This window comes from Streptococcus mitis, assembly GCF_002096895.1.
GTDB lineage: Bacteria > Bacillota > Bacilli > Lactobacillales > Streptococcaceae > Streptococcus > Streptococcus mitis_AH.
In genome coordinates this window covers 15,568-28,498 of sequence record NZ_NCVI01000013.1, presented here as the reverse complement: position 1 = coordinate 28,498, position 12,931 = coordinate 15,568, and the positions used below count along the sequence as shown (strand labels likewise).

Below are 12,931 nucleotides of genomic sequence, written 5' to 3'. Positions count from 1 at the left end.
ACCACTAGGATCATGGGTACCAAACATCCCAGGTCAACCAACAGACCCAATCAAGTATCCAAACGATCCAACAGATCCAACCAAACCAGGCAAGGATAAACCAGTTCTTCCATACGTGCCAGGATACACACCTAAGGATAAAGATGGTAATCCGTTGAAACCAGTAGATCCAAACGATCCAACTAAAGGTTACGAAGTACCAAATGTTCCAACTAACCCAGGTGAGGATACACCAATTAACTATGTTCCAAATCCTAGGGAAGTAGAAAAACCTGCTAAACCAGCTCAACCTTCTAAACAAGAAACACCTAAATATGTTGAAGGTCAAAAAGAGTTGCCTAACACAGGTACAGAAGCTAACGCTAGTCTAGCATCGCTCGGACTTCTTGGAGCACTAGGAGGGTTTGGACTTCTTGCTCGTAAGAAAAAAGAAGATTAAATCTAATTAGATTTTCTAATAAGAATAAGGAGTTGGATGGAATATCCGCTCCTTTTTCTTATAGTTTGAAACTATAGGATTGCCTAGGAAAGAAGTGTTAGAGGGGACTAACAGTTTTTGGTATAATGGAAGATATTTGAAAGAAAAGAGAAGTGATATGACACAGATTATTGATGGGAAGGCTCTAGCAGCTAAGTTACAAGGACAGCTGGCTGAAAAGACTGCAAGATTAAAGGAAGAAACAGGTTTAGTACCTGGTTTGGTGGTGATTTTGGTTGGGGACAACCCTGCCAGCCAAGTCTACGTTCGAAATAAGGAACGTTCTGCCCTTGCAGCTGGTTTTCGTAGTGAAGTAGTCCGAGTTCCAGAAACCATTACCCAAGAGGAATTGTTAGACTTGATTGCCAAATACAATCAAGATTCAGAATGGCACGGGATATTAGTCCAGTTACCATTGCCAAAACATATTGATGAAGAGGCAGTTTTATTGGCTATTGATCCTGAAAAGGACGTGGATGGTTTCCATCCCTTAAACATGGGGCGTCTCTGGTCTGGTCATCCAGTCATGATTCCTTCTACACCAGCAGGGATTATGGAAATGTTCCATGAATATGGGATTGACTTGGAAGGTAAAAATGCGGTCGTCATCGGTCGTTCCAATATCGTCGGAAAACCCATGGCCCAGCTTCTTTTGGCAAAGAATGCTACAGTGACTTTGACTCACTCACGGACTCATAATCTTGCCAAGGTGGCTGCTAAAGCAGATATTCTGGTGGTTGCAATCGGTCGTGCCAAGTTTGTGACTGCTGACTTTGTTAAACCTGGAGCAGTTGTCATTGATGTTGGGATGAATCGCGATGAAAATGGGAAGCTATGTGGTGATGTTGATTATGAGGCAGTTGCCCCACTTGCTAGCCACATCACACCAGTTCCTGGAGGTGTAGGTCCTATGACCATTACCATGCTGATGGAGCAAACTTATCAAGCAGCACTTCGGACATTGGATAGAAAATAGGAAAAAAGAAGGTAGAATAATGTTTTACCTTCTTTTTATATAATGCAGTCTAAAATGATATGAGTCCATAAACTATAAATTTGAAGTATGAAAATGCTATTAATAGAATGAAATTTGTATTGGAAAGAGTCTAGAATAGAAAGCTACTTTCATTGCACCTATTTCTTTTGAATGAACTTATCTTGCATACCATTTTATTAGGTTAAATTAATGGAAAATGATTGCAACTTTAGGTTTATTTTGATATATTAAATATATAAAATACATTATCGAACTTGGTACTTGTTTGTGTATTCAGAAGGAGGTTATTTTTTAAAATAAAGTAAACGCTTACTTTGTATCAAGAAAAAGAAATGAGGATTTTAATGAACAAAAGACTTTTTGATAAACGTTGTCATTATAGCATTCGTAAATTTGCAATAGGTGCGGCATCTGTAATGATTGGGGCTAGTATATTTGGAATTTCAGCTGTACAAGCTGAGGAGGTGGCTTCATCCAATACTCAAACAGGAGAAACAACTGTTCATCAAGCTCAGCCTTTAGATAAGCTTCCCGATGATGTGGCAGCTGCTATCGCAAAGGCTGATGAGAATGGTGGGCGTGAGTTTGTAAAACCCAAAGCTGAGTCGACAGAAGATAAAGTGACTAAGGATACAGAACCTACTAGACCTGCTAACGATGGTAGTCATGAATTGGCTAGTCCTAAAGAGGAAACTCCAAATAAAGTAGAAGAAGGAACCAAGGCTGAGGACAAACAGAAATCTGAAGAGGAAAATCCAAAGCCTGTTGAATCTGCAGTAACAGCTGGAACAGAAGTAAAAGAGGATTCTAAAAAAACTTCTGAAAAGGACCAAGTGAAAGCAGACACAGAGATCAAACCTTCTTCTGAAAAATCGCAAGCACTATCTGGAGAGTCAAACAAAGCTGAAGTTGAAAAGGAAAAACAGCTATTATCGGAGCGAAAACAAGATTTTAATAAAGATTGGTATTTTAAACTAAATGCCCAAGGCGATTTTTCAAAAAAAGATGTGGATGTTCATGATTGGTCTAAATTGAATCTTCCGCATGATTGGAGTATTTATTTTGATTTTGACCATAAGTCTCCTGCTCGAAACGAAGGTGGACAGTTAAATGGTGGAACGGCTTGGTATCGCAAAACGTTCACAGTTAATGAAGCTGATAAGAACAAGGATGTACGTATCAATTTTGACGGTGTTTACATGGATTCTAGGGTCTATGTAAATGGTAAATTTGTAGGACATTATCCAAGTGGCTATAATCATTTTTCTTATGATATCACTAAGTTTTTAAACAAGGATGGTAGTGAAAATTCAATTACTGTTCAAGTGACCAATAAACAACCAAGTAGTCGTTGGTATTCTGGAAGTGGTATTTATCGTGATGTAACCCTTAGTTATCGTGATAAAGTTCATGTTACCGAAAATGGTAATCATATCACTACTCCAAAACTTGCTGAGCAAAAAGAAGGGAATGTTGAAACACAGGTTCAAAGTAAGATTAAGAATACGGATAAGAAGGCTGCTAAAGTCTTTGTGGAACAACAAATTTTTACCAAGGAGGGTAAGCCTGTTTCAGAATTAACTCGTTCTGCAACTAAGGTTTTGTCAGAAAATGAAACAGTAGATTTCAATCAAACAATTCTAGTTAATAAGCCAACACTTTGGACTACGAAAAGTTATCACCCTCAACTGTATGTACTGAAAACAAAGGTATACAAGGAAGGGAAACTTGTTGATGTAACAGAAGATACTTTTGGTTACCGTTATTTCAATTGGACTGCTAAGGAAGGATTTTCTCTAAATGGCGAGCGGATGAAATTCCACGGTGTAAGTATTCACCATGATAATGGTGCTTTGGGGGCAGAAGAAAATTATAAGGCTACCTATCGTAAATTAAAACTCTTGAAAGATATGGGGGTTAACTCTATTCGAACAACCCACAATCCAGCTAGCCCTCAGTTGCTTGATGCTGCGGCTAGTTTAGGTCTTTTGGTTCAAGAGGAAGCTTTTGATACCTGGTATGGTGGCAAGAAGACTTACGACTATGGACGGTTCTTTGATCAAGATGCAACTCATCCTGAAGCTAAGAAGGGGGAGAAGTGGTCTGATTTTGATCTTAGAACAATGGTAGAACGTGATAAGAACAATCCGTCTATCGTCATGTGGTCTCTTGGAAATGAGGTAGAAGAGGCAAATGGTAGTCCTCGCTCTATCGAAACGGCTAAACGTCTGAAGGCTATTATCAAGGCAATTGATACTGAACGTTATGTCACCATGGGTGAAAATAAATTTAGTCGTGCAGCGACAGGTGATTTCTTGAAACTCGCAGAAATCATGGATGCTGTCGGTATGAACTATGGTGAACGTTTTTATGATGCGGTTCGTAGAGCGCATCCAGATTGGCTCATTTATGGTTCTGAGACATCTTCTGCTACTAGAACGCGTGATTCTTATTACAATCCTGCTCAAATCCTTGGACACGATAACCGTCCAAATCGTCACTATGAACAATCTGATTATGGTAATGACCGTGTTGGGTGGGGAAGAACAGCTACTGAGTCATGGACTTTTGACCGTGATCGCGCTGGCTATGCTGGACAATTTATCTGGACAGGTATTGATTATATTGGGGAACCAACTCCATGGCATAACCAAGATAATACACCTGTGAAGAGCTCTTACTTTGGTATCATCGATACGGCTGGTTTACCGAAGAATGATTTTTATCTTTACCGTAGTGAATGGTATAATGCTAAAGAAAAGCCAACTGTTCGCATTTTACCACATTGGAACTGGACTGAAGAGACACTTAAGGATCGTAAGATGCTGGTCGATGGAAAGGTTCCAGTTCGTACCTTCTCAAATGCTGCAAGTGTCGAATTGTTCTTAAATGGAGAGTCACTTGGTAAAAAGGAATATACGAAGAAAAGGACAGAAGATGGACGTCCTTATCATGAAGGGGCTAAACCAAGTGAATTGTATCTTGAGTGGCTTGTGAAATACCAACCCGGCACACTGACTGCGATTGCTCGAGATGAAAAAGGAAACGAAATTGCGCGTGATAGTGTGACAACTGCAGGGGAACCAGCAAGGGTTCGTCTGACTAAAGAAGAGCATGTTATCACAGCAGATGGTAAAGATTTATCTTACATCCATTACGAAATTGTTGATGGCGATGGGAATGTGGTTCCGACAGCGAATAATCTTGTTCATTTCAATCTTCATGGTCAGGGACAGATCGTTGGTGTGGATAACGGAGAACAAGCTAGCCGTGAGCGCTACAAAGCTCAAGCGGATGGAACATGGCAAAGACGTGCTTTCAATGGTAAAGGAGTTGTCATTGTAAAATCAACAGAAAAAGAAGGTAAATTTACTCTTTATGCAGATTCTGCTGGTTTGACATCTGATAGCGCAACGGTCGCAACTGTGTCTGGTAAGAAAGAAAACCGTCACTTTGTAGCCTTTGCTCCTGTTAAAGCAACAACTGACGTGACTACAAATCCTGAATTGCCTCAAACAGTAACAGCTATTTATAGTGACGGTAGTGTTGAGGAAAAGACTGTAACATGGGATGTGCCAGCTGACTTGCTTACAAGCGCAGGTGAGAAAAAAGTATCTGGACGTGTAGAAGGTTTGGAAGCCAAAGCTGAGGCACTTGTAAAAGTGATTGCCTTAGATAGATGGTTACCAAAAGTTTCTACAGTACCAGTTGGTATAACTGCAGCTGATTTGGATAAAACAGTCACAGCTGTTCTGACAGATGGTAGTTTGATCGATACAGATGTTGTTTCTTGGACTTTGAAAGATCCTGCTGCTTTGACCAAGGAAGGGGGACGTACGGAAGCTACTGGTAAATTAGTAGATGATGGCCATGAAGTTACGTCAACCTTTATCGCAAGCAGTAAGGAAACAACAAGTAGCATTACAGGACTTACTGTTGGGGATAAAGCTCTTGAGAACTTCGAGTCTGGCAAGACTTATTACCGTGTATCCCTTCCTTACACTGGAACAATTCCAAGTGTTGGAGCTCAGACTACTGGTTATCAAGTAACTGTTCAGCAAGCTTCTGCTGATAATAGTTATCAGGCTTCTGTCTTCTTGAGTGACCAAAAGGGTGACTTGGTTCAAACTTACTTAATTCAGTTTGTGAAGGAAGCTCCTGCCTTGAAACGTTTGGAAGTAGTTGTGGAAGGAAAAGAAACTGCTACTGAAGATCAGGTCTTAACTTATCGTGTCATTGGTAGTTATGAGGATGGTTCTCAAACAGAATTTTCAGCTTCAGATATTCACCTAGAAGCTAAATCATCTGATGGTGGGCATCTTGAGGTGAATGGACAGAACTTGTTGCTCTATACTAAGGGAAGAGTGACTTTGACACCTCGAATCGATAATCAAACAGAGAAAACAGAATCTGTAACTACTGAAGTAGTGATTAAAGAAAATAAAGTCGGCAAGAAGATTGTGAAACTTCATCCTGTATCTGTTTCTACAGACATTCATCAGCAACCGAATCTACCTAAAGAAGTTGGAGCAGAATTTGATAAGGGCTTGCCACGCAAAGTATCTGTAACTTGGGACAAGGTAGATGAAAAAGAATTGGGGTATTATCATAGCTTTACGCTTAAAGGACATGTAGAAGGCACAGATATTGAAGCTCAAGCAACGGTGACAGTTGAAGGCTTGCAAGTTGCAGAGGAAATCAGCCTTACTCTTCCTAAGGGTGAGACAGTTCAATTGCCAGCTAATGTTCGTGCTTACCATTCTAATGGAACAACTATCTATAAAGATGTAGTTTGGGATCAGGTTCCAGCCAACTTTAGTCAAACTGAAGGAGTCTATGAAATCAATGGTCATTTAGTGGGTAGCAATCTGACTACTAAAGCCTATGTTCGAGTGTCTAGTCAAGTTGTTGCTGGAAATAATATCTCTAAACAATGGACAGGGTCACAATTGCCAGCTGCCATTGTATCCAATACAGGAGGAGATGATTCAGCTAATACCTTGAACGACCTAACTGTGTCAAGAACGCCAACAGATTCTAAAAATAGATGGACTACTTGGAGAACAAATACAGATAATGACTGGGCTTCTATCTTGTTTGGTAATTCAGGAGACTTGACGAAACGTTTTGTCAACAATTTGTCGGTTGATTTCTACACTGATGGAGCAATTGGTCTTCCAAAAGAATATGTAGTTGAATATTATGTAGGTAAAGAAATTCCAGATTTACCAAGTGATGTCAGCAATGCTCAGCGTGATACTAATCATCCATTTAATAATCCAGCCAACTGGAAGGTAGTTGAAAACTTACATGCTCCAAGCCAGCTATCTGCAACTCAAACCAATCACTTTACCTTTGACAAGGTAGAAACCTATGCTGTTCGTATGCGCATGAAGAAGGCTGATGGAACTTCAGGTGTTGGTCTCACAGAGATAACTGTTCTTGGAAACAAGGTTTTAAGCTCTACAAGTTCAGAGATTTCTATCAAGGTAGATGGCAAGGATCTTGAACACTTTAATCCATCTAAGACTGATTACTATATTCCTCAATCTAGCAAAGAAATCACTGCAACCGCTAGCAATAATGGTTTGGTAACAGTTGTTCCGGCAACCAGTCCAAAAGGTGCAACACGTCTCATCTTAAAAGCAGAAGATGGTACGGTATTGAAAGAATATAGAATCTTCCGCAATGATGAGAGAGAAACTAGTCAACCTCTTGCTGCAGAAAATAGTGCTAAAATCTTGAATGTTGGAGACAATCTTCAACTTCCTTCAGAGGTAAGCGTTTATTATCCAAATTCAACTACTTGGACTACAGCTAAACTTGCAGTGAAGTGGGATGCTATTCCTGAACATGCGACAGAGCATGAGGGAACATTTGAAATTACCGGTCATGTCATCGGTACAAATCTAACAACTACCATGCAAGTGACAGTTGTAGCTAAAGGAAATCAAGCCATCTCAGAAAATCCAAGCAACAATGAAACGGATTCTAAAGCCTTTGCTTCGACAACGAACGATACACAAGCAGCTTCACATGATAGAATTTTCTATATCAATGATGGAAAATACAATGAAGATGGACGTTGGACAAACTGGTCTCGTACTCCGAAAAATGAAGAAACTTCTGTCGGACTACTCTTTAAGAAGGACGGTAAAATTGCCACCCAATCTATTGGAAAAGTAGCTATTCAGTTCTTTAAAGATAGTGGAACAGATGCCCCAGAGAAAATGGTTCTAGAAAGATATATTGGCCCTGCCTTTACAGAACCAAGTACTATTTCTCGTTATGAAGAAAATGCTGAACATCCATTTAACAAGGCAGAAAATTGGGCACCAATTCCTTACAAGGCTTCTGGAGAATTAGTAGCTGGGAAACCAATCGAGTTTAACTTTGAACCGGTTCAAGCGACAGCTATTCGTGCTCGAATGACCCGTAAGTCGACTACTAACGGGCTAGCAGTAGTCGAATTTACAGCCTATTCTGCAGGCAAGGGAGCAGAAGTCGAAACACCATCAGCGACTATTTCTATCGATGGAAAATCATTGGAAAACTTTGATCCAAATGTGACAGAGTACACCCTAACAACAATGGGAACTAAACCAAAAGTCACTGCAACAACTAGTGGACATGGAGTAGTCACAGTAGTGGATCATGGAAATACAAATCTTCCAACACTTGTTCGTCTTGTTTCCAAAGATGGAAATCTGGTGAAAGAATATCGTTTACACTTTAAGTCTACCTTCCAAACAACACCTACAGAAGGCGTTAAGAACTTAGTTGCAGAAGCTCCAAGCTTGGAAATTGAAAAGACTCCGCTTCCGTTTAAAGAAGTTATTCGTGAAAACCCTGAACTTGCTCAAGGTCAACGTCGTGTAGTTTCTGAAGGACAAGCTGGAGAAAAAGTTGACTATATTCAAGTATCAGGAACTAATAGAACTCTTGTTCATTCTGAACAAAGAAAAGCTCAAAATCGTATTATCGAGGTAGGAGTAAAACCATTTATTTCAAATAGTAAGGGTGAGGAACCTGCGCCAGTCAACGAAGTTCCAGAATTCAAAGGCGGTGCTAACTTTGTAGAAGCGGCAGTCAATGAAGTTCCAGAATTCAAAGGCAGTGCTAACTTTGTAGAAGCGGCAGTCAATGAAGTTCCAGAATTCAAAGGCGGTGCTAACTTTGTAGAAGCGGCGGTCAATGAAGTTCCAGAATTCAAAGGCAGTGCTAACTTTGTAGAAGCAGCAGTCAACGAAGTTCCAGAATTTAAAGGTGGTTCTAACTTTGTAGAAGCAGCAGTCAATGAAGTTCCAGAATACACAGGAATTCTAGCCACCGTAGGCGATCAAGCCACTCCAACAGTAGAGAAACCAGAGTTCCAAGGTGGAGTCAACTCCGTTATGGCCTTGAAACATGAACTACCAGAGTATACAGGTCCATTGTCAACCGTAGGTGACCAACCAGCACCGACAGTAGAAAAACCAGAGTTTAAACTAAGTTCGTTAGAAAAAGCTCAGACTCCAGAAGCACCAGTTCAAGTTGCCAAGGAAGACAAGAGATTGCCAGAAACTGGTGAAAAGCAGTCAGAAACAGCTATTTTCTTAGCAAGTGTTGGACTAGCCTTATCTGCTATCTTTGTAGCAAAAAGTAAAAAAGAAATTGATTTATTTTTGGAAAAATAAGATGTTCCGTAGAGGGGCTTTGTCCCCTCTTTTCTATATGAACGAAGAGATTTATATTTAAGATGCAAGGTGGATAGACTTTATAGTATAATGAATAGAGAGGAAAAAACGATGAAAGTGATTAATCAAACCTTACTAGAAAAAGTCATTATTGAACGTTCTCGTACCAGTCATAAAGGAGACTATGGCCGTTTGCTGTTGCTTGGTGGGACGTATCCTTATGGTGGTGCCATCATCATGGCTGCTTTGGCAGCTGTTAAAAGTGGAGCTGGTTTGGTGACTGTTGGAACAGATCGGGAAAATATCCCAGCTTTGCACAATCATTTACCTGAGGCTATGGCCTTTTCTCTGCAAGACCAGCAATTATTAAAAGAGCAATTGGAGAAGGCAGAAGTGGTCTTAGTGGGACCTGGTTTACGAGACGATGCTTTTGGAGAAAATCTAGTAAAACAGGTCTTTGCTAGCTTAAAAAAGAATCAGATTTTGATTGTAGACGGAGGGGCCTTAACTATCATTGCTAGGACAAGTTTGTCGTTTCCATCTAACCAGCTTATCCTAACTCCCCACCAAAAAGAATGGGAAAAGCTGTCTGGTATTGCTATTGAAAAACAAAAGGAAGATACAACATCTAGTGCCCTGACTTCTTTCCCTCAAGGAACAATTTTGGTGGAGAAAGGTCCAGCTACTCGTATTTGGCAAGCTGGCCAGTCTGATTGTTACCTGTTACAGGTTGGCGGTCCCTATCAGGCGACTGGTGGTATGGGAGATACACTGGCTGGAATGATTGCAGGATTTGCAGGCCAATTCCGACAGGCCAGTCTCTACGAACGTGTGGCAGTAGCGACTCATCTTCATTCAGCAATAGCCCAAGAACTATCTCAAGAACATTATGTGGTATTGCCGACGGAAATTAGCAGTCATCTTCCCAAAATAATGAAAAAAATATCTCAAAAAGGCACCTGATTGTTTCAGGCGCCTTTATATCTTTTAGAAAAATCCTTTAATCTTTCCAACGAGGCCATCTAGACCTTCAGAACCAGAAATCAACTGCTGAGCTTGAGAGAAGTATTCTCCAAGCTGTTCTTGATTTTCTGCAACAAATGTTTTTGCAGCTTCGAAATCTTTTGTTTCGATTAATTCTTTTACTTGGTTAAATAAATCTAATGGGTTCATCCTATTTCTCCTTTTCTGTATAATACTATTCAAACATTTTATAAAAATTTTTTCAAGCAAAGAGATTTTTCTATCGAAGTTGAGGGGTGTCAAACAGGGCTTTTTTTGATATAATTTTTAATGATGAATTCGAGAAATGATCGGTATGTGGTTGTTGATTTAGAGGCCACTAGCACCGGAAGCAAGGCAAAAATTATTCAAGTGGGTATTGTGGTGATTGAAAATGGTGAAATCGTCGATCAGTATGGGACTGACATCAATCCTCATGAGCCCTTGGATTCTCATATAAAAGAATTGACAGGTTTGACTGATCAACGGTTGGCAGTTGCTCCAGAGTTTTCACAGGTAGCTGGAAGGATTTTTGAGCTGGTCAAGAATGGTGTTTTTGTCGCGCACAATGTACAGTTTGATGCAAATCTTCTAGCAGAGTACCTATTCTTTGAAGGTTATGAATTGAGAACTCCACGAGTGGATACCGTTGAGTTAGCACAGGTTTTGTACCCTCGGTTTGAAAAGTACAATCTCGGCATTCTCTGTCAAGAGTTAGGGATTAAGTTAGACCACGCCCACACCGCTCTCTCTGATGCACAAGCAACAGCAGAGCTTTTGCTTTTTATGCGTCAAAAACTTTTTCAGTTACCAAAAGGACTGTTAGAAACGTTGTTAAATCTTGCGGATAACCTCCTTTATGAAACTTATTTAGTGATTGAAGAAGTATATCAGCGACAGTCCCTCCTTTCTTCTCACGATTTGATGGAGTTCCATGGACTCTTTCTAAGAAAGAAAAGTCAGTCTTTAAAACCACGTAAGCTATCTAAGGATTTTACTAAAAATATTTCCTTATTAGACTTGGATGAACGTCCTCAGCAAGTTGAATTTGCAGAAAAAGTTGAGCAGTTATTAAAGGAACAGAAAACCGCGTTTATTCAAGCCCAAACGGGACTTGGAAAGACTTATGGTTACCTACTGCCAGCTTTGAGCATGGAAAGTGAAGGTGGTATCCTTGTTAGTGTTCCTACCAAAATCCTTCAAAATCAAATTATGCAAGAAGAAGGAAGTCGATTAAAAGATACTTTTCATATTGATATTCATAGTCTTAAGGGACCTCAAAATTATTTGAAACTCGATAATTTTTATAAAGTACTTCATAGGCCAGAGTCTAACCGCCTATTCACACGCTTTAAAATGCAAATCTTGATTTGGTTAACAGAGACAGAAACAGGTGACTTAGATGAAATCGGGCAGCTGTATCGTTATCAACATTTTATACCTGAACTTGTCCATGATGGAAAACTTTCAAAAACAAGTTTATTTAGTTCTGAGGACTTCTGGCAACGCAGTCAAGATAGGGCTAAATCGAGTCGCCTTTTGTTAACCAATCACGCTTATCTGGTAACACGTTTAGAGGACGATCCAGAGTTTGTCAACAATCGCTTGGTAATCATAGATGAAGCTCAAAAAATGCTGATTGCCCTTGAAAACCTCGCCCAAGAGTCTTATCTTCTCGATGATTTAGTAACACAAGTTGAAAAGTCCTTGGAAACAGAAAAAGATCTTATTCAGAGACGGTTGCTTGAGAGTATCGGGTTTGAATGTCGCTATTTGATAGATCAGTTTTACTCAGGACTTAAGAATGACAAGTGGTTAGATTCTCTTGAAACCTTACGCCAGCATTTTTCTGAGTTAAATCTTCCCGAGTATAGAGATATGACGCACTTTTTTACATCGGACCGTGAATTTTGGATGGCAACAGCTGAGAAGTCAAGTAAGGATGTCTTAATCTGCTCAAGTAAAAAAGGCCGCTTTCTACTAGCAGATTTATTGCCAGAAGATTGCAGAGTGCTTGGCGTATCTGCCACTCTTGAAATCAGTAATAGAGTTTCTTTAGCGGACTTATTAGGATTTACTGAAGCTCCACTTATTACAGTTGAATCTTTACAACAGAAGCAGCAAGAAGTTCTATTAGTAAATGATTTTCCGTTAGTAACTGAACATTCTCCTTTAGATTATGCAGAAGAGGTTACATCAGTTATCCATTCCTTACAGGCGTTTCAAGAGCCTTTGCTTGTTCTATTTACGTCGAAAGAATTACTGTTAGCAGTGTCAGATTTACTAGACCATCCTCATTTAGCCCAATATAAAAATGGGGAACCCAGTCAGCTGAAGAAACGTTTTGAAAAAGGAGAGCGACAAATCTTACTTGGAACAGGAAGTTTCTGGGAGGGGGTTGATTTTTCTACCCATCCTTGCGTTATTCAAGTAATTCCTCGATTGCCTTTCCAAAATCCCCAAGAACCTTTAACACGAAAATTAAATCATGAATTGCGTCAGGAAGGGAAGAATCCTTTCTATGATTATCAGTTGCCAATGGCCATTATTCGTCTCAAACAGGCTTTGGGTAGAACAATTAGAAAAGAGGAACAAGCTTCCATTGCTGTGATACTGGATAGTCGAGTTGTTCATAAACGATATGGTAAACAAATTAGACAAGCTTTAGCGAAGGAAAGAACTATCAGAGAGGTGAATAGGAAACAGATTACCTCTACTGTTATTGATTTCCTCCAAAACAACAAAAATGAAAAATCTAAGAAAGAGAAAAGGTGAATA

General features: G+C 39.8%; 6 protein-coding genes. 5 read left to right on the top strand and 1 reads right to left on the bottom strand.

Annotated elements, in window-relative coordinates; genetic code table 11:
• From B7697_RS00525 to B7697_RS00510, 4 genes are all read left to right on the top strand, one after another.
• Nucleotides 1-439: LPXTG cell wall anchor domain-containing protein (locus B7697_RS00525; protein WP_142358989.1), on the top strand; the 439-nt coding region annotated here is incomplete at its 5' end.
• Nucleotides 440-596: 157 nt separating this feature from the next.
• Nucleotides 597-1,454 carry a bifunctional methylenetetrahydrofolate dehydrogenase/methenyltetrahydrofolate cyclohydrolase gene (locus B7697_RS00520; protein ID WP_049552281.1) on the top strand — a complete coding sequence of 286 codons (858 nt, stop codon included), beginning with the start codon at nucleotides 597-599 and terminating at the stop codon, nucleotides 1,452-1,454.
• A gap of 365 nt (nucleotides 1,455-1,819) precedes the next feature.
• Nucleotides 1,820-9,151: an SIALI-17 repeat-containing surface protein gene (locus B7697_RS00515; protein WP_084949785.1), complete on the top strand. Its 7,332-nt coding sequence runs from the start codon at nucleotides 1,820-1,822 to the stop codon at nucleotides 9,149-9,151.
• 111 nt (nucleotides 9,152-9,262) lie between these two features.
• Entirely contained in the window at nucleotides 9,263-10,114 is an 852-nt protein-coding gene (locus tag B7697_RS00510) for an NAD(P)H-hydrate dehydratase (RefSeq protein ID WP_084949783.1), read from the top strand.
• A gap of 24 nt (nucleotides 10,115-10,138) precedes the next feature.
• Here B7697_RS00510 and B7697_RS00505 read toward each other — a convergent pair whose 3' ends face one another.
• Nucleotides 10,139-10,324: a hypothetical protein gene (locus B7697_RS00505; protein WP_001068558.1), complete on the bottom strand. Its 186-nt coding sequence runs from the start codon at nucleotides 10,322-10,324 to the stop codon at nucleotides 10,139-10,141.
• A gap of 123 nt (nucleotides 10,325-10,447) precedes the next feature.
• On the opposite strand from B7697_RS00505, the gene B7697_RS00500 reads away from it, so the two are divergent.
• Nucleotides 10,448-12,928 carry a bifunctional DnaQ family exonuclease/ATP-dependent helicase gene (locus B7697_RS00500; protein ID WP_338152197.1) on the top strand — a complete coding sequence of 827 codons (2,481 nt, stop codon included), beginning with the start codon at nucleotides 10,448-10,450 and terminating at the stop codon, nucleotides 12,926-12,928.
• Nucleotides 12,929-12,931: the final 3 nt, after the last annotated feature.